At 28.9% G+C, this 26842-nt stretch carries 29 protein-coding genes; 24 read left to right on the forward strand and 5 right to left on the reverse strand.

Features of this window, described 5'->3' with window-relative positions; genetic code table 11:
• Positions 1-173: 173 nt before the first annotated feature.
• Entirely contained in the window at positions 174-752 is a 579-nt protein-coding gene (locus CSPA_RS11190) for a DJ-1/PfpI family protein (protein ID WP_015392377.1), read from the forward strand.
• Positions 753-869: 117 nt separating this feature from the next.
• On the opposite strand, the gene CSPA_RS11195 is transcribed toward CSPA_RS11190, so the two are convergent.
• Positions 870-2213, reverse strand: a complete 1344-nt coding sequence (locus tag CSPA_RS11195) for an aminotransferase-like domain-containing protein (RefSeq protein ID WP_015392378.1) — start codon at positions 2211-2213, stop codon at positions 870-872.
• Positions 2214-2386: 173 nt separating this feature from the next.
• Here CSPA_RS11195 and CSPA_RS11200 point away from each other — a divergent pair, with 173 nt between their 5' ends.
• From CSPA_RS11200 to CSPA_RS11220, 7 genes are all read left to right on the forward strand, one after another.
• Complete coding sequence (locus CSPA_RS11200) at positions 2387-2797, forward strand: GNAT family N-acetyltransferase (RefSeq protein WP_015392379.1); 411 nt, start codon at positions 2387-2389, stop codon at positions 2795-2797.
• 139 nt (positions 2798-2936) lie between these two features.
• A complete protein-coding gene (locus tag CSPA_RS11205) occupies positions 2937-3896 on the forward strand; it encodes an alpha/beta hydrolase (protein ID WP_015392380.1) in 960 nt (319 codons plus the stop codon).
• Between the two features lie 180 nt (positions 3897-4076).
• Positions 4077-4628 (forward strand): sigma-70 family RNA polymerase sigma factor, encoded by a 552-nt coding sequence (locus CSPA_RS11210; RefSeq protein WP_015392381.1) that lies wholly within the window; start codon positions 4077-4079, stop codon positions 4626-4628.
• Complete coding sequence (locus CSPA_RS11215) at positions 4618-5694, forward strand: DUF4179 domain-containing protein (protein ID WP_015392382.1); 1077 nt, start codon at positions 4618-4620, stop codon at positions 5692-5694. Before CSPA_RS11210 ends, CSPA_RS11215 begins: the two co-directional genes overlap by 11 nt.
• A gap of 140 nt (positions 5695-5834) precedes the next feature.
• Positions 5835-5969, forward strand: coding sequence for a hypothetical protein (locus CSPA_RS30755; protein ID WP_017810678.1), 135 nt, complete (start codon positions 5835-5837; stop codon positions 5967-5969).
• A 232-nt stretch (positions 5970-6201) separates the two neighbouring features.
• A complete protein-coding gene (locus tag CSPA_RS30760) occupies positions 6202-6330 on the forward strand; it encodes a hypothetical protein (protein WP_015392383.1) in 129 nt (42 codons plus the stop codon).
• 31 nt (positions 6331-6361) lie between these two features.
• Positions 6362-6553, forward strand: coding sequence for a hypothetical protein (locus CSPA_RS11220; RefSeq protein WP_015392384.1), 192 nt, complete (start codon positions 6362-6364; stop codon positions 6551-6553).
• A 219-nt stretch (positions 6554-6772) separates the two neighbouring features.
• Here the strand turns inward: CSPA_RS11220 and CSPA_RS11225 are convergent, their stop codons facing one another.
• The gene (locus CSPA_RS11225) at positions 6773-7597 is read right to left on the reverse strand and encodes a DMT family transporter (protein ID WP_015392385.1); all 825 of its coding nucleotides are present in this window, start codon (positions 7595-7597) and stop codon (positions 6773-6775) included.
• A 209-nt stretch (positions 7598-7806) separates the two neighbouring features.
• Between CSPA_RS11225 and CSPA_RS11230 the strand changes: the two genes are divergently transcribed.
• Together CSPA_RS11230 and CSPA_RS11235 are read left to right on the forward strand one after the other, a co-directional pair.
• Positions 7807-9141: an aminotransferase-like domain-containing protein gene (locus CSPA_RS11230; protein ID WP_015392386.1), complete on the forward strand. Its 1335-nt coding sequence runs from the start codon at positions 7807-7809 to the stop codon at positions 9139-9141.
• Positions 9142-9372: 231 nt separating this feature from the next.
• Complete coding sequence (locus CSPA_RS11235; protein WP_015392387.1) at positions 9373-9936, forward strand: GNAT family N-acetyltransferase; 564 nt, start codon at positions 9373-9375, stop codon at positions 9934-9936.
• Positions 9937-10436: 500 nt separating this feature from the next.
• Here the strand turns inward: CSPA_RS11235 and CSPA_RS11240 are convergent, their stop codons facing one another.
• On the reverse strand, positions 10437-11291 hold the full coding sequence (locus CSPA_RS11240) for an AraC family transcriptional regulator (RefSeq protein ID WP_015392388.1): 855 nt from the start codon (positions 11289-11291) through the stop codon (positions 10437-10439).
• Positions 11292-11743: 452 nt separating this feature from the next.
• On the opposite strand from CSPA_RS11240, the gene CSPA_RS11245 reads away from it, so the two are divergent.
• The 13 genes from CSPA_RS11245 to CSPA_RS11305 all read left to right on the forward strand — a co-directional run bounded on the left by CSPA_RS11245 (position 11744) and on the right by CSPA_RS11305 (position 23679).
• Positions 11744-13036 carry an ABC transporter substrate-binding protein gene (locus CSPA_RS11245; RefSeq protein ID WP_015392389.1) on the forward strand — a complete coding sequence of 431 codons (1293 nt, stop codon included), beginning with the start codon at positions 11744-11746 and terminating at the stop codon, positions 13034-13036.
• 76 nt (positions 13037-13112) lie between these two features.
• Positions 13113-14048 (forward strand): carbohydrate ABC transporter permease, encoded by a 936-nt coding sequence (locus tag CSPA_RS11250; RefSeq protein WP_015392390.1) that lies wholly within the window; start codon positions 13113-13115, stop codon positions 14046-14048.
• A gap of 17 nt (positions 14049-14065) precedes the next feature.
• Positions 14066-14905 (forward strand): carbohydrate ABC transporter permease, encoded by an 840-nt coding sequence (locus CSPA_RS11255; RefSeq protein WP_015392391.1) that lies wholly within the window; start codon positions 14066-14068, stop codon positions 14903-14905.
• A 42-nt stretch (positions 14906-14947) separates the two neighbouring features.
• Positions 14948-17155 (forward strand): alpha-galactosidase, encoded by a 2208-nt coding sequence (locus tag CSPA_RS11260; protein WP_015392392.1) that lies wholly within the window; start codon positions 14948-14950, stop codon positions 17153-17155.
• 256 nt (positions 17156-17411) lie between these two features.
• The gene (locus CSPA_RS11265) at positions 17412-18710 is read left to right on the forward strand and encodes a GH39 family glycosyl hydrolase (protein WP_015392393.1); all 1299 of its coding nucleotides are present in this window, start codon (positions 17412-17414) and stop codon (positions 18708-18710) included.
• 281 nt (positions 18711-18991) lie between these two features.
• Positions 18992-19954: a helix-turn-helix domain-containing protein gene (locus tag CSPA_RS11270; protein ID WP_015392394.1), complete on the forward strand. Its 963-nt coding sequence runs from the start codon at positions 18992-18994 to the stop codon at positions 19952-19954.
• Positions 19955-20099: 145 nt separating this feature from the next.
• Positions 20100-20375: a hypothetical protein gene (locus CSPA_RS11275; protein ID WP_015392395.1), complete on the forward strand. Its 276-nt coding sequence runs from the start codon at positions 20100-20102 to the stop codon at positions 20373-20375.
• A gap of 255 nt (positions 20376-20630) precedes the next feature.
• Positions 20631-21194, forward strand: a complete 564-nt coding sequence (locus CSPA_RS11280) for a flavodoxin family protein (RefSeq protein ID WP_015392396.1) — start codon at positions 20631-20633, stop codon at positions 21192-21194.
• A gap of 253 nt (positions 21195-21447) precedes the next feature.
• Entirely contained in the window at positions 21448-21972 is a 525-nt protein-coding gene (locus tag CSPA_RS11285) for a GrpB family protein (RefSeq protein ID WP_015392397.1), read from the forward strand.
• Positions 21973-22000: 28 nt separating this feature from the next.
• On the forward strand, positions 22001-22291 hold the full coding sequence (locus tag CSPA_RS11290; protein ID WP_015392398.1) for a hypothetical protein: 291 nt from the start codon (positions 22001-22003) through the stop codon (positions 22289-22291).
• A gap of 101 nt (positions 22292-22392) precedes the next feature.
• On the forward strand, positions 22393-22611 hold the full coding sequence (locus tag CSPA_RS11295) for a hypothetical protein (RefSeq protein WP_015392399.1): 219 nt from the start codon (positions 22393-22395) through the stop codon (positions 22609-22611).
• Positions 22612-22669: 58 nt separating this feature from the next.
• On the forward strand, positions 22670-22909 hold the full coding sequence (locus CSPA_RS11300) for a hypothetical protein (protein ID WP_015392400.1): 240 nt from the start codon (positions 22670-22672) through the stop codon (positions 22907-22909).
• A gap of 131 nt (positions 22910-23040) precedes the next feature.
• A complete protein-coding gene (locus tag CSPA_RS11305) occupies positions 23041-23679 on the forward strand; it encodes a YczE/YyaS/YitT family protein (protein WP_015392401.1) in 639 nt (212 codons plus the stop codon).
• A 23-nt stretch (positions 23680-23702) separates the two neighbouring features.
• Here CSPA_RS11305 and CSPA_RS11310 read toward each other — a convergent pair whose 3' ends face one another.
• Both CSPA_RS11310 and CSPA_RS11315 read right to left on the reverse strand, forming a co-directional pair.
• Positions 23703-24551, reverse strand: a complete 849-nt coding sequence (locus tag CSPA_RS11310) for a MurR/RpiR family transcriptional regulator (RefSeq protein ID WP_015392402.1) — start codon at positions 24549-24551, stop codon at positions 23703-23705.
• A gap of 54 nt (positions 24552-24605) precedes the next feature.
• A complete protein-coding gene (locus CSPA_RS11315) occupies positions 24606-25457 on the reverse strand; it encodes a Cof-type HAD-IIB family hydrolase (protein WP_015392403.1) in 852 nt (283 codons plus the stop codon).
• Positions 25458-25704: 247 nt separating this feature from the next.
• Here CSPA_RS11315 and CSPA_RS11320 point away from each other — a divergent pair, with 247 nt between their 5' ends.
• On the forward strand, positions 25705-26706 hold the full coding sequence (locus CSPA_RS11320; RefSeq protein WP_015392404.1) for an ROK family protein: 1002 nt from the start codon (positions 25705-25707) through the stop codon (positions 26704-26706).
• Positions 26707-26842 lie beyond the last annotated feature (136 nt).

Consider the following 26842-nt stretch of genomic DNA (forward strand, 5'->3'; position numbering starts at 1 on the left):
TATTGATAAACTTACTAGCAAATTATATGAAATACTACAATTAGAATTAAAAGCAGGAAATGAAATAGTTGAATAATTATAGAAGGTTAAACAGATTTAAAAGTTTCATAAGAGATGTAATATTAAATTATCCTGTAGAAGTTATTAATATATTAAGAATATGGAGGTAGTAAATGAAAACACTGATTTTTTTAGCTAAAGGATTTGAAACAATGGAATTTAGCGTGTTTGTAGATGTTATGGGCTGGGCAAGAAATGATTATGGGTATGATGTTTCAGTTGTAACTTGTGGATTTCAAAAACAAGTTATAAGTACCTTTAATATTCCTGTAATGGTAGATAAAACAATTAATGAAATTAATGTTGATGAGTATGATGCACTAGCCATTCCTGGTGGCTTTGAAGAATTTGGGTTTTATGAAGAAGCTTATAATGAGCGTTTTCTAAATTTAATAAGAGAATTTAATTCAAAAGGGAAAATAATTGCTACTATTTGTGTTGGAGCTTTACCAGTAGGTAAAAGTGGAATCCTAAAGAATCGTAAAGCTACTACATATCATTTAAGAGATGCATATAGGCAAAAACAGTTAAAGGAATTTGATGTTAATGTGGTAAATGAACCTATTGTAGTTGATAAAAATATTATTACTTCATATTGCCCAGAAACAGCTTCTGGTGTGGCATTCAGACTTTTAGAAATGCTCACATCAGAGGAACAAATGAAAATTGTTAAAGCTGCTATGGGATTCTGATATGGTTATGAGAAGATAAAACTTATCGTTACAAATTGGATAAAGAAATGTAAATAATGAGAATGCAGAATGATCTATTCACCCTAGTAGATCATTCTTTTTATTTTTGGAAATTTATTAGAAAATTTGTTTCAAAATCTGTGAAATACCATCTTCAATATATTCCTCTTCCACATTTGAGATATTAAGTTTTAAGATAGAGTCTTTTTCATGGAAGGAACGTAAATAATTATTAGTTGTTCCATCAACAATAATTGATTTCCTTTTCAACCGCTGAATAACCTGTTCACATGATATTTGTTCATTCAATTGAATATAAGTATGGAAAGCAATATTTTTTATAGGAGTATATTGAAAGAAAGCCTGATTACACATTTTTAGATTTTTTTCTAATGCTGATATTAAACAGTTTGCTCTTGAATAATAAGTTGCTTTCATTTTTTCTTTATGTCTTTCAAACATACCGTTTTTAATATAGATTTCTAATGCTGCCTGAGAAAGCATAGAGCTGTCTATATCAAGAATACGTTTATATTGGCTGAATGCTTCAATCAATTTTTCAGGGATTACAGCAATACCTATTCTTAATCCAGGGAAGATGATTTTTGAATAACTCTTTAAATATATGACATGTGTAAAATTATCATAGGAATAGATTGGATCAGCTTTTGAATTTTTTTCAAAATCAGCTAAATAATCATCTTCTACAACAAATACATTATATTTTTGTGCTAGTTCTAAAATTCTCTTTTTCTCTTTTTGAGAGTAAGACGTTCCAAGAGGGTTATGATATCTTGGCATAGTATAAAAAAAATTAATATTTTCTTCTCTAAATAACATCTCTAATTCTTCTAAATCAATTCCCTGACTAGTTCTTTTTATACCAATTACTGGTACCTTTAGTGTTTGTAAGGATTCGATGAATAAATGATAACCGGGTTGTTCTATTAATATCACTTTTTTATTATTTGGGAAAGGAATTGAAGCTAAGATGGATAATGCTTGCTGAATGCCAGAGGTTATAAAAATATTTTCTTTCTTGGCAAACACTTGATAATTGGTTAACTGTTTTTGCACCACATCGATTAATGAAGGCAATCCTCTAGGAGTACCATAGATAAATAAATCATTCTTATAGATGTCAATTGCTTGATTTATACAGTGCTGAAAATCCAAATATGGGAATACCATGGAATCGGGTGCAGAAGAGGAAAAGTTAAGTACAGTTTTTTCCCATTGGTTTAATTCGTTTTTTGATGTTACAACATAATATCCGCTTTTGGGAAGTGAATAAAGTACATGTTTTCTTTCTAATTCAGTCAAAGCACGAATAACAGTACTTTTGTTGCAATTATATGATGCAGATAAGCTGCGAATAGAAGGAATTTTCTCTCCTTGTTTATATATACCGCTTTTCACTAGGTTTTCAATTTCGTTTAATAATGTTAAATATTTATACATAGCACACACCTCTATTTCTGTACCGGTACACGTTGAGTTTGTTTATATTGTAACATAACAATATATTAATTAAAATAATGTATAGAGGAAACAATACCTTTTAGTTTACATTCTTCTTTATAAAAATATGAATATAAAAACAATTGGAGAATTATAAAGGGAGGCAGATGGAAATGAAATTGCTCTATGAAAAACCGAAAGCAGAAGATTATGTTAGTTTGAGACTTCGTTCAGGAATGGGAAATAAGGACTTGGAAAGAAGTAGAAAAGCAATAACGAATTCTTTGTTTACAGTATCTATTTATGATAATGAAAAATTGATAGGATTTGGAAGAATTGTAGGTGATGGAGGGATCACTTATGTGGTAAGTGATATTATGGTAGATGAAAATTATCGAAGAAAAGGCTTTGCAGATAAAATAATGAAAGAAATCAATAAATACTTTGAAGAAAGTACTTTTGAAGATAGTTATATATGTTTGATAGCAAACAGTCCTGCTGATTCATTATATAATAAGTATAAATTTGAGTATTTGCCGCCAAACAGGTGTGGCATGTTACGTAAACAAAACAGAATAAAATGAGCAGCTTGTTCTTTTTGTTCTGACATATGACAACTGAAACAACTCAATTTAAAATAGCATCATAAAATTTAAAGTTAAATTAGGGTAAACAAAATGGGAAATAGCAATAAAACAAATGAAAATCATGGAGGAAAAATAGATGAAAAAGGTACTCAAAATAATCAATAAGATATTACTATGGATTGTGGGAATTATAGTTGTATTAGTGATAATTTCAGCAGTAACGCATAACATTCTGAAACCAATTGAAAAGAGCAAATATAAAATTGGTCAGACAATAAATGTAGATGGTAAAAATATGCAAGCTTATGTGACTGGCTCAGGGAAAAAAACAGTTGTGTTACTAAGCGGACTAGGAACCGCTTCACCAATTACAGATTTTATGCCACTGGCAGAAAGATTAAGTAAGGATTATAAAGTTGTAATTCTTGAATATTTTGGATACGGCTTTAGCGATACGACAAAAGATGAGCGTTCTAATGAAAATATTGTGAATGAAATAAGAGCAGCACTAAAACAATTGGAAATTAGTGGACCATATATATTGATGCCACACTCCATATCAGGAGTATATGCTATGCACTATGCAATAAATTACCCAACTGAAGTGGAAGCAATTATTGGAATTGACGAGTCTGTACCTAATCAAACAAAAATCAATAAAGATGCTAACATGTCACCATATTTGACGTTGCTTAACACATTGGGAATTATAAGGGATGTAACATACCTTTTGCCAGGTACCGATGATGGTATGAACAAAAACAATTATTACACTGCTGAACAAGTTAAGATGAAAAAAATAGCAACAGCTTGGAATGGCTTAAATATCTCTGTGATAAATGAATATAATATGGTAAATACAAATACTAAAGAGCTATATGACATGAAATATCCAAAGGATTTGCCTGTCCTATCATTTATATTGAAAGATTCAGTGGACACTGATAGTGAATGGCTACCGCTTCATGAAGAAATGATTTCAAACGCTGCTATACAAAAGATTGAAACTCTTAATGGAGAACATTATTTACATTGGACAAATGCTGATAAAATTGCGGAAATGACAAAAGAGTTTATTTCCACACGTCTAAAATAGCAGATTAAAATTAGTATAAAGAAAATATTAAGAAAAGGTGCTAATCCGTTGGAAGAGCACTTTTTTCGTTATCTAATAAAAAAATTTGAAACTTTAGTACATTATTTTGAGTCTAATAAGTGTAAAATTGATATTAATGGAAAATGTTAATAATGGAGAGATGCGAAAGGCGTGGCTACTATGAAATCAAAAATACTTAATTTTAAAACAGATGATGAAACTCGTCTTATAAAGAAGTCCATAGCTGGAGACAAGCAGTGCTTTAGTGAGCTTATAAAAAAATATAAGATTTATTTATATAAAACAGCTTTTACTTATGTGAAAAATGAAGAGGATGCATTAGAAATATTACAGGAATGCACTTACAGAGCTATGATTAGTATAGAGAAGCTTAAAAAATATGAATATTTTAAAACTTGGATTACAAGGATAATTATAAATTGCTCTTTGGATTTTATAAAGAAAGGGAATACTGTATGTCCACTAAATGATGAAGTGAACATAGAAGCTAAAGATATATCTATAGATGAAAAGTTGGATTTATATAATGCTATAGATTTATTAAAAGATAACTATAAAACTGTAATTATTTTAAAATATTTTAATGATATGACCATAGAAAATATCGCAAGAGTAATGGAAGCACCAGAAAATACAGTTAAAACTTACTTAAGAAGAGCTAAGGAAAGTCTTAATAAGATTTTAAAGGAGGATTACTTAAATGAACAATAATGAATTTTTTAATATAAAAATTACTGAAAGTATTGATAGAGCTATAGATAAAGCTATAGATAAAGGTATAGCAAGGGGGAATAGTGAAATAAAATATAAAAAATTTAAAAAAAGAAAAATAGAAATTGGAATTACAGCAGCATTAATTAGTTTAGTAATTACTTTTGGAACTATAAATCCAGCTTTAGCGGCCAAATTACCTATAATAGGAAGTATGTTTAAAGTAATAGAAAAAAATGTTGATTCTCCAGCAGATTACTCTGAGTATGCAACCTCCTTAAATACAGTGGTATCTGATAATGGAATAAAAGTTACTTTATCGGATATTGTATGTGATGGAGAAGAATTATATGTAACATATAAAGTTGAAAGTAAGGAACCTTTTAAATATGAGTTAAATGAGAATAAGCCATTAGATAGTGATCAACTTTTGGAAAATGAAGCATATCACAAGGTTAGTTTTTCAGATAAAGAATTAGCTATGGGTAAGGTTTCTGGATTAGATGGAAAGTTCATAGATGAACATACCTTTATAGGTATGAAAAAATATTACTTAAAGTCATTAGGAGAAGAAATTCCTGATAGTTTTGATTTTGAAGTTAAAATCACTTCAATAACAACACATGTTTTTGAAAATAATAATAAAAATCAAATTTTCAATGGAAATTGGGCATTTAAGGTGCCAGTTAAAGTTGATAAATCAATAAGCAAAAACATACAGGTCAATTATAAAACAGATAATGGATTTTCAATAGATTCTATTATAATTACACCATTTAGTGTGGTAATAAATAGTACTAATCCAGATAATGAGTATTATAATATGAAAGTAATTGACGATAAAAATAGAAAACTTAAATTTGATAGTGGGAGATCATTTGATGAAAATAAGAAAATAAATTATTTTGGGGCATTATCAAAGGATTGTAAGAGTTTAAGAGTTATTATATATAAGGATAAACTAGAGGAAAAGGAAACTATTAAAAATTCAGATGGTAGCGCTGAAATAGGTTATGAGGAAGTTGGAGAGGAAATCCTTCTTGATAAAACTATAAGCATAGAGTAAAATATATAAAAATATATCCTAAGGAAATATTTAATAGAAATGTTTTCTTGGGATTTTTATAAATATAAGCGATTTGATTGTAATATTTTAAATGGTGACATATTTCTGAAAAATGGAATTCTAAAGCTATTTTATTTGCAATGATTGGGCAAAGCAGTATAGTTTATTACTATAACAGCGATAAGAAAGTATATTTATTTTGTACAGTTATAGAAGCTATTGGAGCTGTTGCTGGTTTGACGTCAATCATTGGAACTGGTATGGGGTGGTTTTAATTGGCAGGATTTAAAAAAGAGAGGATGGAAGAACTTGTATTGCATAATAATTTAAAAGAAGTCAGAACAGAGCAAAAATTATCATCATAGATTAAATAATATCAAAAACATAACTTACCATATAAAATAATATGGTAAGTATTTCTTTTTATGTATATAATATAATTACGTGAAAAAGCGGATAGAGTAATTAGAAAATAGTAACAATATTACAAATAAAGAAGGTTATGAAATGGATGTTATGGTAGGAGTATTAGGTGCAATCATAATAATTATAATTGGAATGCTTTTTGGGAGAATTGATAGAATTATAGGACTATTCATTAAAGAAATAGTTAAAGTTTTTAAGAAATTATTTTGAGAAATTTAATAATGTTGGGAGCATTAGTGTTATGAGAAAGAAGATTAGCTTGTTAATTATACCATTATGTTATATAGCCACAATTTTAATAGCAATATTTGCAATATTAACTTATCTTAAAAGAAGAGATGGAATGTTATTTGCTTCTCAGATATTTTTAACTTTAGTAGCTTTAATAAATAGTATAAAAGCAACGATTAAATACAGAAAACAAGAAAAGTAAAATTATTAAAAAAAATAACTTGATAAAGTGTCTATGTAAATGAGGGGAGCTATGTCCAGATGGTGGAAGAAGTTCTCCTTACAATTTTGCTTCTAGAAGAAGGTTAATGATAAATCCTGTGAACATAAAAATATGTATATAGATAACTCAAAACACATAAATTTAGAAATATAAAGTGCCTTCTGGAGATAATAAATAATATGCAAAATAAAATATTTACTATTTTTTGATACATAATTCTCTTACACTTATAGCGGTAAGTACAATTAATCCTCCTATGAAGGCATAAGTTCCAGGGATTTCACCAGTGAATAAAAATACCCAGAAAGGATTAAGTAAGGGTTCTAGGACAGGAATTAAAATTGCTTCAATTGGAGAAACATATTTAACAGCTAATGTATAAAATATATAAGAAACTCCTAACTGGAATATTCCTAAAATTAATATTCCTAAAATGCTATTTAAGCTTGGAACTGATTGAAAGAAGAAAGGTATGGCTATAATGAATGTAATTATATTTCCAAGGAAAGTCATTTCTACTGGAGAACCATCTTTTATAAGTTTTAAGAATATTACAACTCCAGCCATTGAGATACCGCTGAGTATTGCAATGAAATTTCCTACAATAGTACCTTGTCCTAAATCTCCTATAAAGAATAAAGTCATTCCCAGCATAACAAAAACAATTACGGCTAAATCAGATTTTTTGATTTTTTCCTTTAGGAAAATTTTTGAGAATAATACTACCCATATAGGTGCTGTAAATTGCAGAAGTATTGCATTTGCTGAGGTTGTAAGTTTATTAGCAGTAACAAAAAATATGAGGAGGGATGAATACGTGCATGCACCTAACAGTTTTGTCTTTCCTAAGTGCATTACTGGCTTTTTTAAGTATAAAAACATAACTATTGCAGCAATACCACTACGTGCTCCAGCAATAGCCATAGGATTCCAGTTGACTAATTTGATAAATAAACCTCCGATGCTCCATAAAATTGATGCTGTTACTAGATATAATATTGCTTTTTTTCGATACTTTTCCATACTTGACTCCTTTAATATAATTTATTGAAATTTAGATGAAATTTTATACGTTGAATTTAATTGATGAACTTACAACTTATACTTTATTAGTTGTATAATGACATTATATAAATTGAAATTATACAGTACAATAATTAAAAAAGCATTTTGTACCGGTATAAAATGACTAATATATTTTAAAAAATTGAGATAAATTAAAGGATAAGATTATGAAAAAGAAATATGAAATTATCATAGAACATATTGAAAAACTTGTAGAGAATAATGAATTAAAGCAAGGGGAAAGATTACCTACAATACGAGCTTTGGTTAATAAGTTTGAGTGCAATAAGTCTACAATAATAAGAGCTTATAAAGAGATGGAAATGAATCATAGAATATACTCTATTCCCAAAAGTGGATATTATTTGGTGGAAAAGAACAATGAAGAGAATATTGAAAATGGGATTATTGATTTTTCATTGGTAGTTCCTGATTCTAAATTACTTCCATATAAAGAATTTAATCATTGTATAAATAGGGCAGTAGAATTATATAAAAATGATCTATTCATATATGGAGATACTGAAGGCTTTAAATCCTTGAGAATATCGCTAGTTAATTTTTTTTCAGAATATCAAATATTCACTTCAATGGAGAAAATATGTATTACTTCTGGTTCACAGCAAGCGATCAGTATTCTTTCTAAAATGACTTTTCCAAATGGAAAAAAGAATATTCTAGTTGAGCAACCAACCTATAGTCTTGTGCATAAATTAGTAGAAATGAATGGCGATAAGTTAATAGGAATAAATAGGGATCTTAGTGGCATAAATTTGGAGGAATTAGAGAATATCTTTAGAAATGAAGATATAAAGTTTTTCTATACAATTCCAAGGCTTCATAACCCATTAGGTACAAGCTATTCAGAAAAAGAAAAGAGATGCATTGCAGAATTAGCTGAAAAATATGATGTTTACATTGTTGAAGATGATTATTTAGCTGATTTAGATAAAAATAAAAAATCATTACCAATTTATTATTATGACATATGGGAACGAGTTGTATATTTAAAAAGCTTTTCTAAAACCTTTATGCCAGGAATAAGATTAGGAGCAGTTGTTCTTCAAGAAAAATTAAAAAGTGAATTTTTGAAACATAAGAGATATTATGATTTAAGCACTTCAGCATTAGAACAAGGGGCTTTAGAAATTTATATTAATAGCGGAATGTATAAAAAGCATATTAAAAAAATCCAATTTGCGTATATGAAAAAAATGAATTATTTAAAAGACTGCTTAAAAAATATAGATACAACGGGAATTCAATTATTTACTCCAGATACAGGATTTTTTATATGGATACAATTTACTACTTATGTAAATATAGAAGAAATAAATAAAAAATTAAATGAAAAAGGTATTTATATAGCAGAGGGAAAGGAATTTTTTATAGGGAATAATTCAAGAATAAATGGTTTTAGGTTGTGTATATCTAAACTTACAAAAAATAAGATAAAGTTAGGTGTACAGATATTATTTGAAGAGATACATAAATTAATTTAGAATATTAGTAGTAATATTTTATTAAAACAAAAAGTAATAGATGAAGATATTGCTTTTGATGATGTTGAAAATGGAAAAGGACAGTTATATGTTCTTTTTATGAGTAAGGGCCATATTTGCACAGGATGTATAATATAAATTTTAATATATTGAGGTAGTAAAGATAATGAAGATAGACAGATTACTTGGAATTCTCGTATATCTATTAAATCGCGATAAGGGAGATTTTTTATGAATAATGTATATAAATGTTGTCCAGAATTTGAAAGTGAGAAATTTAGATTAAGATTTATTTCTGTAGGGGATTGTGATGATTTATTAAAAGTATATTCTGATAATAAAGCAGTAGCTTTATTTAATAGTGATAATTGTGATGGAGATGTTTTTTACTATACTACACATGAAAGAATGAAGCAGGCTCTTGATTATTGGAAATTTGAATATGATAGAAAGGGTTTTGTAAGATGGTCTATAATTGATAAAATAAATAACACTGTAATTGGAACTATAGAATTATTTCATAGAGATGCAAAAGATTATTTTACTAATTGCGGGCTTCTTCGCTTAGATTTGAGAAGTGATTATGAAAGAAAAGATACCATAATAAATATTTTAAATTTAATTATTGATAAAACTTATTCGTTGTTTGAATGTAACATGATCGCAACAAAAGCAATTCCTATTGCAAAGGAAAGGATAAATGCTTTGAATACCTTAAAATTTTCATCTACTGAAAATAAGTTGATAGGTCATGATGGGACTGAATATTCATCATATTATTTTAAGAATAAATAAGGAAAGTTATAATTTATGATTTAGTTAATATAACTTAAACACAGTGTAATCAAATAGTAGCAAAATAAAAATAGTAGATTTCCAATTGCAAGTCGGAACTACTATTTTTTGTATTATTACAGTATGTTTTCCAATAAGTATAATTTTATAAGATTATTATAGACATCCAATTTAATAATCAAACTTATAAATGGAATATACATACACCATTGAGAAATTATAATCGTAACACTACACTAGAAATCAAATACATGTTTGTGCAAGCGGCATCTGAAATTAAGCTGTGATGGTTATTAGTGGAAGGTTGTTCCACTTTCTGCTTGTCATAAATTTACTTTAGGAACATGCAGAAATGGGTGCAACCTTCCACTTAGAACCCATCCAGCGAAAATTTCATAAGTCCGCTGGAATAAATATGTGCTTAATTTCGGTAGGTTCCGCATATGTCTAATTCTCGCGCTGGATATCTATATTAGATACTATTAATAAAGTCATAAGTATTATAACTTAGAGTTATTTTGATTTCTCCATTGTCTAGGTGGCATATTATAAATTTCCTTAAAAGCCCTAGAAAAATAAAATTGATTTGGATAGCCCGTCAGTTCAGCAATTTCTCTAATCGACATACTATCATCTTTAAGCATTTCGCATGCCTTAGTTAACCTGTATTTTATTAGAAATTCTTGTGGTGTAGTTTTCATAGTATTTTTAAATATTTTTCCTAAGTAACTCCTGTCTAAGTTACACCATCTCGAAATGTCTTCAACTGAAATATTATTATTATAATTCTTTTCTATAAAATTAATGGCCTCTCTTACATAGAACTCCTGAAGATTGCTAGCCTTTTTTGCAGTATAAAAACTTGAATTTTCTAGTAGTGCATAGAAAAATAAATAAACATGCCCTAAAATTGCAGAATCAGGTGATTCTGGATTATTTATTAAAAACATTAAGTTTTCTACAATAGAGTTTTCAGAAGTATATTCTTTTGGAATAAAGACTGGATTTTTAGCTGAAAGTCCTATTTCATCTAAATACCGTTGCGCTTTTAACCCCTCAAATTCTATCCAAATATAATGCCAAGGGTCGTCCTTGTCTGCTTCATAGGTATTTATTATGTTTGGCGTTATTAAAAAGCCTTCTCCAGCTTTTACTGAATAGGCAGATTTTTTGTTTGTATTATCAATTACTGGATAAAGTTTTCCTTTTCCAGATAAAACATAGTGAAAAAGATAATGATTTTTAACGGTTGGACCAAAGGAATGCAAAGAATCGCAACGTTCAGAGCCAAATTGATAAAGGATAATATCTACATAATTAATATTATTAAAAACATAACTTTTAAAGTCAGACATAAATATTTATCACCTCTTAATTGTATTTATGTAAATGTTTAATATTACTATAACATAAAATATATACTTTTGCGTTCAATATTGCACAATAATTGAATAATGTAGCAAAAGTATATATTTTTAGCTTTGTTATTCTATGTATTTCGAATATTTTAGATGTTAGAATTTAGTCATGGAAAGAAAATAGACGCCTAAAAGCTATGAACTTACTAAGGTGATAAAAATATAGAATATCTATATTAAGCTTTTTTAGGTATTTTATGAAAAGCTTTACTTTTAATATGCTCTGTAAAGAAATATATATTTTTGCTGAGTACTATTAAATAAGGTTTAATCAAAAGATGGAAATTATAAAATTAGATTTTTAATATTAGTGTAATAAAATGCACGGTAATATTAAGGATAAAGTTAAATTACAAAATTAATCTTTATAAAAAATGGAGGGTAATATAATGAAAAAGAAAATTGTTTCTTTATTATTAGCTAGTATGATGGCTATTACAGGGTTAGTTGGATGTGGTAATTCAAATACAGCAGCAACTAGTGGACAAGATGCGGCAAAAGCATCTGGTGGCGAAGATGTTCATATTACTTATGCTCTTTGGGATTCTAACCAAGCAAAAGGTATTAGAAAAATGGCAGATGAATTTGAAAGTAAAAATAAAGGTATAAAAATTGATTTACAAGTTGTTGGCTGGAGTGATTATTGGACAATGCTTGAAGCAGCGGCAACAGGGGGATCACTTCCAGATACTTTCTGGATGCATTCAAATGAAATTTATAGATATGCTTCTAATAACATGCTTATGGATTTAACAGACAAAATAAACAAGAGCAGCGAAGTTAAATTATCAAATTATCCAGAAGGCTTAGATAAAATATACAATTTAAATAGTAAGCAATACGCTATTCCAAAAGACTACGACACTATAGGACTTTGGTATAACAAAACAATGTTTGATAAAGCAGGAATTTCTTACCCAGATGAAACTTGGACTTGGGATAAATTATATGAAGCAGCTAAAAAATTAACAACAGGAGATGGAAAGCAATATGGTTTCTTAGCTCCACTTCATAATCAAGAAGGGTATTACAATTTCGTTTATCAAAATGGAGGAACAATTATAACTGATAGTAAAGTATCAGGATATGATAATCCTAAGACAATAGAAGCAATGAAATTTTATGTGAAATTTGTACAAGATGGTTTGTCACCTAAAATTTTTGATGATGCAGCACGTGCACAAGCAATGCAAAATGGATTATGTGCAATGGGATTCTTTGGTTCATGGAATTTAAGTGGCTTTGCAGCAAATGATTATATGGCTAAAAACTTTAATGTTGCAGTATTACCTTCAGCAAATGATGGGAAGAGAGCAACCATATTTAATGGACTTGGAAATGCAATTTCAGCTAATACAAAGCATCCAGAAGAGGCTTGGAAATGGGTTGAATATTTAAGCTCAAAAGAAGGACAAACAAAACAAGCTGAGCTTGGAGTAGCAATTTCAGCATACAATGGAACAGCAGATGCATGGGTAAATTCTAATAAGACCTTTAATATTAAGTGTTTCATTGATATGGTTAAGTATGCACAAATAAGACCATACTCAAATACAACTGCAAAATGGGAAGATAAAGCTTATGAATTATTAAAAGGTGCATTTACTGGAGAAAAGACAGTAGATGATGCATGTAAGGATACAGCTAAGATGATGAATGATTGCTTAAAGGAAGAGAAATAAGAGTATTCATTGGGAATTACGGCAATAAAATATATGTTGCCGTAATTTTTAAAATGTCTTTATAGGAGATGAATTTATGGTAAAGGATATAACAATGCAAGATATAAAAATAAAAACAAAAAAACCATCTAAACAAACCGTAAATGAATGGAAATGGGGATATGCATTAGTTGCACCTACTATTATTGGACTTATAGTTTTAAATATCATTCCAATTGTTCAAACTTTGTATCTAAGTTTTTTTAAAAGTGGCGATTTTGGAAAAGGAAATATATTTGTTGGTTTAAGCAATTATACGAAGATGTTCGGTGATGTTCAAGTATGGCATGCAGTAGGAAATACTTTAAAATATACACTTATAGTTGTCCCAGTAACAGTAGTTATAGCAATGATATTAGCAGTATTATTAAATTCTAAAATTAAAGGAAAAGGCATGTACAGAACTATATATTTTATCCCAATGGTTGCAGCTCCAGCAGCAGTAACTATGGTTTGGAAATGGTTATATAATAGTCAATTTGGACTTATTAATTATATGCTTTCTAAAATTGGAGTAGCTCCTTTAAATTGGATTGACGATCCTGGCATTGCTCTTTACTCTATAGCAATAATAGGAATATGGAGTACAGTTGGTTACAGTATGGTATTACTTATTGCAGGACTTCAAGAAATACCTAAAGATTATTATGAGGCATCTAGTATTGATGGAGCAAAACCAGTGAGACAATTTTTTAATATTACCTTGCCACTAGTATCGCCAACTTTATTTTTCGTTGTTGTTACTAGTATAATTCAGGCAATGCAGGTATTTGATGTTATTTATATGATGATAGATGTAACCAGTCCTGCATATGATAAAACTGTTTCATTAGTTTACTTATTCTATAACAATTCATTTAAATATGCAGATAAAGGCTATGGGTCTGCAATTGTAATGTTGCTTCTTGCAATCATAATGATAATAACAGTATTTCAAATGAAAGCACAAAAGAAGTGGGTTAATTATATGTAGAAAGGGGAAATGGTATTATGACTAGTATAAATAGAAAAATGAACACGTCAAAATTATTTATACACTTATTTTTGATAGTTGGAGTGGTAATTATGATATTGCCCTTTGTTTGGATGGTGTTAACATCCTTTAAAACGGTGTCTGAATCTACTTCAATGAATCCTTTTGTTATTTTTCCCTCTGAGTGGAAGGTAGAAAATTATTTAGAAGCAATACGTCAAAATGATTTTATTATATTATATTTTAATACCTTTGCAATGATGGCTTTAAGAATTATTTGTTCTGTGGGCTTTAGTGCTATGGCAGCTTATGCTTTTGCGAGGTTAAAGTTTCCAGGAAGAGATTTTTTGTTTGGAATAGTATTATTTCAAATGATGGTCCCAGTTCAGCTTTTTATAATACCACAATATTTGATGGTAGATAAAATTGGAATGAGAAATACAGTATTTGCGCTTCTTTTTCCAGGTCTTGTTAGTGCCTTTGGTACATTTTTGCTAAGGCAATTCTTTATGGGAATTCCAAAGGAATTAGAAGAATCAGCAAGATTAGATGGCTGCAATATAGGACAAACTTTTGTGAAAGTAATGTTGCCACTTACAAAATCAGGGTTGGTTGCACTTGGAATCTTTACAGCATTATTTGCATTTAAAGATTTAATGTGGCCATTAATTGTTAACTCAAGTGCTGATGCAGCAACTTTATCTTCAGCTCTAGCAAAAATTCAAAGTGCATATTCAGTAAACTACCCTCAGCTTATGGCAGCATCAGTACTTGCTATTTGGCCAATGCTTGCAATTTATATTGTGTTCCAAAAGCAATTTATAGAAGGTATTGCAACGTCAGGAGGAAAACTATAGTTTTGAAATAATTGACAGAAATCCATGGGGAGGGAGAAAGTTATGGCAATTAAATACAGCGAAAAATCTAGAGAATTTCATTTATATAATAAAGAAATAAGCTATATTATAAAAATATTAGATAATAACCAATTGGGAAATTTGTATTATGGAAAAAGAATTCATCATAAAGAATCTTTTTCATATCTTTTAGAAGGGGGAATGCGTCCATTAGCAGCATATGTATTTGAAGGTGATACTAACTTTTCACTTCAACATACAAGACAAGAATATCCCTCTTATGGTACAACAGACTTTAGATATCCTGCCTTTGAAATAAAGCAGAAGAATGGAAGTAAGATAACTTGTTTTGAATTTGAGGCATATAACATTTTTAAAGGTAAAAAGAAGCTGGAGAAACTTCCTGCGACTTACGTTGAAAATGAAATTGAAGCACAAACCTTAGAAATAATATTGTACGATAAGCTTATAAAAACAAGATTAGTTTTAAGTTATACTATTTACAAGGATTTACCTGTTATAGCAAGGAATGCGAAATTTCTGCATGAAGGAAAAGAAGAAATTGTTTTGACAAAAGCGATGAGCTGCAGTTTAGATCTGCCAGATTATGATTATGAAATGGTACATTTAGCGGGAGCTTGGAGTAGGGAAAGACATGTGAAAATTAAAAGTTTAGAACAAGGAGTTCAATCAATTTATAGCTTAAGAGGTACAAGTAGCGCAGAACATAATCCTTTTATAGCATTAAAAAGACCAAATACAACTGAATTTGAAGGTGAAGTTTATGGCCTTAGCTTAGTTTATAGTGGTAATTTTTTAGGCGAAGTATTGGTAGATACTCATGGCACCTCAAGAATTATGTTAGGAATTCATCCTAATATGTTTGAATGGAGATTAAAGGAAAATGAAAGATTTCAAACGCCAGAAGTTGTAATGGTTTATTCAGATAAAGGCTTAAATGGAATGAGTCAAGTTTACCATAAATTATATAGATCAAGACTAGCAAGGGGATTTTGGAGAGATAAGGTGCGTCCAATCTTAATAAATAACTGGGAAGCTACGTCCTTTGATTTTAATGAGGAAAGAATACTTAAGATTGCTAAAGCTGCAAAAGACCTTGGAATAGAGTTATTTGTATTAGATGATGGATGGTTTGGAGAGCGTAATAATGATAAAGCTGGTCTAGGAGATTGGTATGTAAATACTAAAAAACTTCCTGCTGGAATAGTTGGACTTTCAAAGAAAATTGAAGAAATAGGAATGAAGTTCGGGCTTTGGTTTGAGCCTGAGATGGTTAATAAAGATAGTAAGTTATATAGAAGTCATCCTGATTGGATTATTCATACACCAAATAGAACAGCATCTCATTGTAGAAATCAATATATATTAGATTTTTCTAGAAAAGAAGTAATTGATTATATATATGAAGCTATGTCAAAGGTATTGCGTGAAGCGTCAATATCATATGTAAAATGGGATATGAATAGATATATGACTGAATGTTACAGCGTTGTTAAAATAGCAGAAAATCAAGGCAAAGTAATGCATGAATATATTTTAGGGGTGTATTCCTTATATGAAAAATTAACCTCTGAATTCCCATATATTTTATTTGAGTCATGTTCAAGTGGTGGTGCAAGATTTGATCCAGGAATACTTTATTATGCGCCACAAGGCTGGACAAGTGATAATACAGATGCAGTTGAAAGGATGAAAATACAATATGGAACTTCTTTTGTATATCCAATAAGTAGCATGGGAGCACATGTATCTGAAGTGCCAAATCAGCAGGTGTTTAGAACAACTCCCCTTGAAACTAGAGCAAAGGTAGCATACTTTGGTGCTTTTGGATATGAGTTGGATTTGAATAATTTATCAAAGAAAGAAAGAGAAATAGTAAAAAGGCAAGTTGAATTTATGAAAGCTAAGAGGGAACTAATTCAAAAAGGAATTTTTTATAGATTGGTAAGTCCTTTTGAAAACAATATAAATTCTTGGATGGTTGTGGCAGAAGATAAATCTGAAGCAGTAGTAGGGTATTATAAAATACTGAATACAGCAAATGACGGGTTTAAGAGAATTAAATTGCAAGGGTTAGATTCAAACAAAAAATATTATATTAATGAAGATAAACAAAATGCATTTTTTGGCGATGAATTGATGTTTGCAGGAATACCAGTAAAGCAAGAAGAGCTTTGTAACAATGGTGGAGATTTTTCATCAATTATATATTATTTAAAAGAAGAATAAATACTTAGCATCTACAGACATAGGTAGTTAATGACTATAAATCAGAAATGCTTTTTATTAAAAAATAATTGTTTCTTGAAGATGAATAATTGACAAGCTAAATATATAGAAAATGAAAAGCATTATTCTGTATTTATAAATAAAGTTTTAAAAAGAAAAGGGGTGATTTTGAAAAGAAAAGAGATATAGAAGGGTTTAAAAATCAAGTGAATTTCACGATTTTGTGAAAATAAAAAGTTTTGAGGAGGTTGGGTATATGAAAAAAGTTTTAGCAAAAGTTTTGTGTCTATCTATAATGGTAGTATTGGCGCCTACATCAGGAATAAAAGCGTCAGCAGCTAGTTCTATTAATGTTGACTGTGGAAGTGTACTTAGGAATGCAACGCATTGTGCAAGTGGATCTCTTTATGGAATGACTGAAACTAAACCAGCGGATGTTAGTGGTCTTGTAGCTCCACTTAATCCATATGTAATGAGAAATCCTGCTAGAGGGGGTTCTGGAAATCAGCATAGTTTTGGTGCTGCAATACCTGTTTCAGGAAAGCTTGCCTCAGTTCCAAGTGCTAAGGTATCAATTGATCTAGCAGATATGCTTCCAGGTTGGCCATATAAATGGCCAGGTATGACAAGTTGGATTAATCAAGTGAATTCCTTTATTTCTGATAAGAAAGCATCTGGTAGAAATAATTATTATGGTTATGAAATATGGAATGAACCAGATGGTACCTGGAACACAGCTAATGGAAGCTTTAATGATATGTGGAAACAAACTTATAATGCTATTCGTGCTAACGATCCAAGTGCTAAAATAATAGGTCCTTGTTACAGTTATTATAATCGTACTAGCCTTAGTAGCTTTCTAAGTTTCTGCAAAACAAATAATTGTCTCCCTGATATAATAAGTTGGCATGAACTTAGTGGAATAGAAGGAGTATCATCACATTTAAGAGATTATAGGAATTTAGAAAAATCATTAGGTATAGGAACATTACCAATTAGTATAAATGAATATTGTGATGCAAACCATGACCTTGAAGGGCAACCAGGATCATCAGCTCGCTTTATAGGAAAATTTGAGCGTTATAAAGTTGATAGTGCATGTATAACATGGTGGTTTGTTCCATCACCAGGTAGATTGGGAAGTCTTCTTGCAACTGATACTCAAAAGGGTGCAGGTTGGTATTTCTACAAATGGTATGGAGATATGAATGGAAAAATGGTAAGTGTAACACCACCAAATGATGATAGCAATCTTGTTGATGGAGCTGCATGTGTTGATTCAACAAATAAGTCTATCAGTTTTATTTTCGGTGGACCAAATGATGGTACTATAAGCACAACAATAAAGAATCTTCCATCCTTTATTACATCTACAGCATCAGTTAAGATAGAGAAGATTGATTGGGTAAGTAAAGATACTGTATCTTCAGGGCCTTCAACAATTTCAACTACTAATTATCCAGTGGTTAATGGACAGATTACAGTAAATCTAACAGGTTGCAACAATAGTTCAGGCTATCGTATTTATGTTACTCCAGCAACCAGTGGCAAATAATAAAAGTAAATAAACTTTTAAAAATGATATTTATACTCTAGATAATTTTGTAGACTTAATATATTTATAATTAAAATATTACTGGGAATTTTGATTTCTGGTAATATTTTTTTGTTGTTTGACAGAGAAAAACACTTGTTAAATAGAGATATCAACGCCAAAGTAGATAATTCAAAAAACAATAAGGAAATATATTTTTACCTTATAGCAAAAATGGAACAGCAATAAATAAAAAAAAGGGTTATAGTATAATTACCACGTGGAATTAAGGAGTGAGAGCAGTGAAGCATGAGGAAATCATACTTTTGTGTATTCAATATATTGAAAATAATATTAAAGAAATATTAACAGTAGAAGGTATCTCTAAAAAAATGGGATATTCAATATATCATTTTTCAAGGTTATTTAGTGAACAAATGGGAATATCTCTTATGGAATATGTAAAGGAGAGAAGGCTCTTTAGAGCGACTAAAGATATTATGCAGGGGAAAAGGATACTTGATGTAGCAGTGGAGTATGGCTACCAAACTCATAGTGGATTTACAAAAGCTTTTCGAAGAAAGTATGGTTTTTCTCCTGCCTTTATTCATGCTATTTGCATTCAAAGCTTAGTTGAAGGAGGTAATTATTATATGAATGAAAATAAAGTATATGAAAACGCTAATATATTTTTAAAAGGAACTGAAAATTATAAAGCACCAAAAGAATTATACGGGTATTTAATTAAAAGTATTAAAAATAATAGAATATTTGATGATTTTGAAAGGTTGGAAAAAGCATATAACTTTGCTTGTTTGGCTCATAAAGGTCAAAAGAGAAAATCAGGTGAAGAGTATGTGACACATTCAATAAATGTAGCTATTATATTAGCTGAAATGGAGGCTGATGAAGAAACAATTATAGCAGGTTTATTACATGACATAATTGAAGAAAAAACTGGAGTAACCTTAGAAGAAGTAGAGGAAGGGTTCTCAACAAAGATTGCCAAAACAATAGCCGATGTGACTAATTTTAATGAAAGCTATTCAAAAAGGAATAAAGCTTTCTTGGATGACTGTGTTATCATGATAAAATTATCAGATCGTCTTCATAACATGAGAACAGTACAATTTATGGATGCAGAAAGATGGAAAGAAAAAGCTAAAGAAACTGTTGAGATATTTTCTCCAATAGCAGCTAAATTCAACAATTCAAAATTAAAAACCGAATTAGATAATTTAGCATTGAAGTATATTAAAAATTAAGAATGCAATTTAAAAAAGGACTTGCCATATAAAAATGATATGGTAAGTTTTTCTTGTTATGTATATAATAAAATTATATAGGAAAATTGGAACTTTTAAAGAAATTGTTTTGATAAAGAAATAGAAATTTAATGGGGGGCTTGGAGTGAAGATTTCAGAAAAATTTCATAAACGTGGTACATCAGCGATAGTCCTTTTCCCAATAATATATTATATAATTTCGGATACTTTTCATGCTAATAAATATATTAAATTTTTAATGGTTATTTTAATTTTTATATATACCGTGTTATTAGATATAGGATATAGATTTACAAATAATCTTATAGAGAAAAAGAAAGATATAATAAAAATAATATTATGGATTTTATTTAATTTAGCCCTTGTTGTTTGGTGGTATTTCAAATTTGTACACCTATAAAAAGAGCAGCTATGCTGCAATACGGATCATTTATGCAGTACGGAACTTTTTACTCATATTTCTTAATTCTTAACTGATCGGCAAATTCCAATTTATCGAACAGTTAAGAATTTTAAATATGAAATAAGGAATAAGCAAAAAACTGTATAAAATAGATTGATATGTTATAATATGGTTGGTTATATGGAGTAATAACAAAAGGAATCCAAGATACGAATAATCAAAAAAACTTTATATTCAATGGAGGTAGATAAGATGTCAAAAGTAGTTATTTTTAATGGTAGTCCAAGAAAGAATGGATATACTTCAAAATTATTAGAACAAGTGGTAAAAGGAGCTGAATCCAAAGGAGCAGATGTAATTGAATTTGATTTAAATGATCCTGGAATTCGTGGATGTCAAGGGTGTTATTATTGCCGTACTCATGATGGATGTGCTGTTAAGGATTATTTACAACCAATGTATGAAGCTATTAACGAAGCAGATGCAATTGTATTTGGTTCCCCAATTTATTTTTATCAAATTACAGGTCAAGCAAGAGTTTGGTTAGATCGTACATTTCCAATGATCGAGATGAATGGACAAAACATTAAACCTAGACATCCAGATAAAAAGTTAATAACTGTATTTGCCCAAGGAAGTCCAGATCCTAAAGTAGGAGAAGCAGGGATAAAATTTGTGACTGATGTTCTTGTGAGATATGGCTGGAAGTTAGAGGATAATATCCATTATTGTGGAACTAGTTATAATCCAGATTTAGCAACGCTTGAGGAGTTATCTTTAAGGGCATTTAAAGATGGAGAAAATTTAGTTGGATAAATATTGGGAGTGATTGGGAACAAATAATCCAGAAGAATATGTAACTGGACTTAAGTTTCCTTCAGTATAACTTTATTGAAATTTTATATATAATTATTAGGAATGACTTACCGTATATAAGTAATATGGTAAGTTTTTTTTATTACGTATATAATATAGTTATATATAGAAATCAATTCTAGAGTAACTATAAAATAGTAATAATTTAATGTGTAAAGAAGGCTATTATTATAACTTAGTGGAGGGTTAGAAAATGAGAACAAAAAATGTGGTCGTGTTACCATATGATTTTAATTGGAGTCATGAATTTGAAAAAATAAAAATATGTATTGAAAAAGAGCTTGGTGATAATATTATTGGAATAGAACATGTAGGAAGTACTTCAGTAGAAGGATTGGCAGCTAAACCGATTATAGATTTAGATGTTATTATAGAAAGTTATGATAATTTTGAAGAAGTTAAAGCTAAGTTGGAAACTTTAGGATATTATCATGAAGGGGATTTGGATGTAAGGGGTAGAGAGGCTTTTGCGTATGATGAAAATGAAAAAATAGAGTTTATGACTCATCATTTGTATGTTTGCCCTAAAAATTCTGATGAATTAAACAGACATATTACTTTTCGCAATTATATGAGAACTAGTAAAGAAGATGTAGAAAAATATAGTGCGATTAAATTACAGGCTGCAAAATTATATCCAAAAGATATAGATATCTATTGTGAATATAAGTCACCATGCATTATTGAAATTTATAAGAAAATTGGAATAGAAAATTAAAAAAGTCTATAGGAATTAAGGAGGAAAAATGAAATTTATTATACTTTTTATAATATTTTGTGTTTTTTATTCTATCTTTGATTGGATAATTAAGAAGACAGATATTCATAATAAATTATTTAATAAAGCAGGAATGAAAAAACATATAAAAATCATATTGACTATAATCATTGTTGTATTTGCATTTTTTATTGAATATGAAAAACAAGTATTAAAGGATGTATATGGTGATTACAGCTATATATGTTTTATAATAGGTGCATTTTTGAGTTCTATTTATATGAATTTTGTTCCTCTTATATTTGGAAAAAACAAGTGATTATCAAATTGGTATACTTAGATTGTTTAATTTTTCATTAAAGAATGGAAACTCTTTTTAAATATTCATAATATTAATATATTGATAGGGATGTGCTCAATATGGATAAAGCTTTTTACGGAATTATGGCAATGATTGGTTTCTTTGTTTTTAATATTATTTTAATGAATATATTTGGAGGTGTGTTTAGAGATCTAATTTACACTGGTGTAGTTACTTTATGTGGTGTTATTGTTATTTGTACTTGTATTATAGTTGAAAAGTTAAATAAAATTATTCAACAACTTAATGAACAAAGTGATAAAAATAATTTAAAGTGAAGATGGAAATGATAACCCATTATTTTAGGTATTCAAGAATATAAGGTGGTGTATATTAATGAAAGAAAAGTTTAACAGCATCTATCCTATAGTAAATTCAATACTTATTATAGGTACATTAATTTTTAAAAGTATTGATTATATACTTTGGATTCTAGTAATGATACTTAATATTGTTACATTAAGCATGTCATTAAGGGATGATACAAAAGCAAAAGCTGGTACAAAGATATTTGTAGGAGCAACTATTGTTTTCACAATAGGTTGTATAATTTATAAATTTTATGAAATTAGTTAATAAATAAATGCAAACATATTTGATAAAAGTGGAAGAAACATAATATTATACTTAAATTATATTACTTGTCCAAACACATTAAGTTAAAATCTTCTAAGAGACTGATTAGATTAAGTTAAAGGAGTATAATAATGAAGATAAAAAGAATGTTAGTTTGTTTTTTTATGATTATATTAATATCATGTGGAGCTTCTTTAACACTTAAAGCAGCTATAGGGGTAGGTGCTTGGGATGCATTAGCTTTAACGGGAAGTTCAATTTCAGGAATTAAAGTTGGTACGGTAGGAATGTTGCTTAATTTTATATGCATTTTTATTGAGTTAATGATATTAAGAAAAAATTTTAAGATTAAACATGCTTTACAAATAGCGCTATGTATTATTGTTGGATATACAGTGAATTTCTTTTTTTATAATGTATTAGGCGGAATTGAGTTATCAAATTATTTTATTAGAGTGGTAATTTTGATAGTTGGATATATTATTAATGCATTTACAGTAGCAGTAATTATGCTGTTAGATGTAGTAACTTTTGCATTGGAAGGTGCCTGTATGGCTGTGTCAAGTAAAGTAGGAATTAAATTTCATATTTTAAGACAAGGAGTAGATGTTGTATGCATTGTTGTTGCGAGTATTGTAGCTTTTACTAGCAACGTTCCTTTAGCAATTAGAGAGGGTACAGTAATTGGTATGGTTATTTTTGGACCAATTATGGGTATATTCATGAAACAATTAAAACCAATATTCCAAAAATATGATTTAACTGATTAGTAGTATCCTGTGATGCTATATGTCTACTTTTCAGATAATTGCTTATATGCATCAAGTTTATATTGTACATTTTTATCATAGTTAAATTTAAAATAGCAGGTATAGATGCAATCTAAAATATATAATAGAGATAGCCTAGTTGAAAAAGATGAAATTTTATTAAAGTGATTTTCATTTGAACTTAAATACAAATGATAATTTGCATATTTAGTAAGTGAGTTTTCGTTTGTAGAAGAAATCAATATAATAGGGGTCTTGTTTGTTTTCAGTATAGAAGCTATTCTTTCTATTATTATTCCTCTGCCTTCAAAAGAGACTATTATTGCAATATGATTTTCATTACTGGTAGAGGCAGTTAAAAGTTGATGATATTCTTCTATAGGAACATTAATAAAGGTTCCTATTTCTTGCATTTGAAATTTGAAGTTTTCTGCAAAGTAAATATTTCCAGCAGAAGTGTAAAAATCAATATGCTGTGTGTTCTTTAAAACATTAGAAATTAATTTTAATTGTTCAGGATCTATTAAATTTAAAGAGGAAACCAATGTTTGCTCATATAATTCTTTCATTTTTGAAATAATTTGGTTTTGAGTTTCATTTTGGTTAAATGGGTAATTATAATCTAAGGAATTATTTTCTTTTAAATATTCATTAATAGATGCAGATACCTGTACTTTTAATTCTGAAAGGCCTGTTAAATCTAATTTCTGGCATAACCTATAAATTGTTGAGGTTGAAATAAAACAAGCCTCACTAATTTCAAGAGCGCTCATTTTCACAAAAGACTCAGGATTATCCTGCATATAGCTGACTAATGTTTTTTCATTTTCTGTTAAGTTGGTTAATTTATTTAATTTGCTAAAAATGTTCATGAAGATCACCTCATGAACATTATACAATATTTTATTAAATTTTGGTTCTCTAATTTAAATAACTACATTGTCTATGTATTTACTTAGTGTATGTGCAATTCCATCTTCTTCATTAGATAATGTAACTTCATCAGCAATAGCTTTTAAATCATCTACAGCATTAGCCATAGCTACACCTACACCAGCATATTTAATCATTGATGCATCATTATGTCCATCACCAAAAGCAATCATTTCTTCCTTTTTATATCCCATTGGAATTAATACAGTATCTAAAGCTTTAGCTTTATCAATTCCACTCGCAGTAAATTCAAAGTAGAAAGCTGCTGTAAACATGCAGCTTAAGGTATCTTTAAAGGGCTCCATCATTTCTTTGTGATGAGCTGTTAAATAGTCAGGCTCACCAGCCGTTAATATTTTATTTAATGGATAGTTTGCAAAGGCTGCCAAGTCTTCTTTTTCACATAACTTAAACTTACCGCCTCTAGATTCATACTTAATTATGTTTATAATTGTATCTTTGTAATGAATCTCATTGTTGAATACATCATTAACATACATATAATCCCCCTTATCAATCATTGGCTTAACGTCAAATTTTTTCATATGTTCTAGTACAGCTTGTCCTTCTTCAATACTCATGGTTTCATTAAATAGAACTTCATTAGTTTCACAATCAACAACTTTAGCACCATTAAAAGAAACTAAAAGTCCATGATTTTTATTCATCTTTAATTCTTTAGCAAAATCCATCAATCCAGAGGTAGGTCTACCTGATGCTAGAATTAATTTAACTCCATTTTCTTGAGCTTTAATTAAAATCTCTTTAGTCTTTTCTGTAATTAACTTTTTACTATTAGTTAAGGTACCATCTACATCCATGATAATTACTTTTATATTATTCATTTCACTTCACCTCAAGTTTTTTTATTTGATTATACTAATATTGGGTTTATAAATGAATAGAGTAATTAAAGAATGAAGAATATATGTCAAAAATAATAAAGTTATAAAGAAATAAATGAAACAAGTTTATCATTATCTAAAAGAGTATTTTTATTTAACATAAGCTTATTGACAGGTTGATATATATCATTTATATTATTTATAAAGAGACTTAATAAAGTATATTTATAAAGGCGGTGGGAAATCAATGGCTAGTGTAAATGCCAATTTAGTGAAAGAAATTAATTTAAATAATCTAAGAAATACATTTAAATTAGTAAAAACAGCAACAAAGCCTCAATTAGCAGAATTAACAGGCTTAAGTGTAGTAACAATTAATTCTTTAGTTAAGATCCTCGTTGAAAATCGAGAAGTAATAGAAGATGTAATATTGCCATCTAATGGGGGAAGACCAGCAACAGCCTATAGCTTTAATAGTGAATTTAGCTTAGCTTTGGTTATCTATTTATATGAGCAAAGAGGAGAAGATACAGCCTTTATATGTGTTTCAAATTTATATGGAGATATTTTAGAAAAAATCGAAAAAACAATGGATAAAATTCAAAACAATAGTTTTGATAGTTTAATTGAGAAGATGCTTTCAAAATATCCTAATATAAAAGTAATAAGCTTTGGAATGCCGGGGGAAGAAATTGATGGAAGATTACTAATTAGCGACTATAAAGAACTTCAGGATCAATTATTCACAACATATATTAAAGAAAAATTTAAGTTACCCGTTATATTTGAAAATGATATTAATGCAGCCGTTGAAGGCTATTGTTATTCTCATGAAATAACAGATACACAATGTGTTATAGGTATATATTTTCCAAGTAAATATCCGCCAGGAGCAGGAATTTATATTAATGGAGGAATTTATAAAGGGCGAAATGGGCTTGCAGGTGAAATTAAATATCTTCCTTTTGAAGTAGATTGGGATAACTTTAATTTTAATAAGGAAAAGATGAAAGAAATAATTATAAAAACAGTAGTAGCTTTTTGTTGTATGTATAATCCAGATATTATTGTTTTATATGGAGAAGGAATGCCAGATACAATTGTTGCTGAAGTTAAGCATAGATGTAATTCTGAAATTGAAAAAATTATGATTCCGGAGATAGTAATTTCTGAAGAATTGAATCATGATTTTGAAATTGGAATTAAACAGATTGCATTGAAGTCTCTAGATCCCATATTGAAGCTTTAAAAGAAAATTTTAAGAGCATGAAAATATATTAAAGTTTGTACTTAAATATGTAGTTTAATATATTTCTCGTGATAAACACTTTGTAAATGGACTTTATAAAGTTGGCTTAGAAACATTTGTATTAATATTAATTTTT

Source organism: Clostridium saccharoperbutylacetonicum N1-4(HMT) (assembly GCF_000340885.1).
GTDB classification, from domain to species: domain Bacteria; phylum Bacillota; class Clostridia; order Clostridiales; family Clostridiaceae; genus Clostridium; species Clostridium saccharoperbutylacetonicum.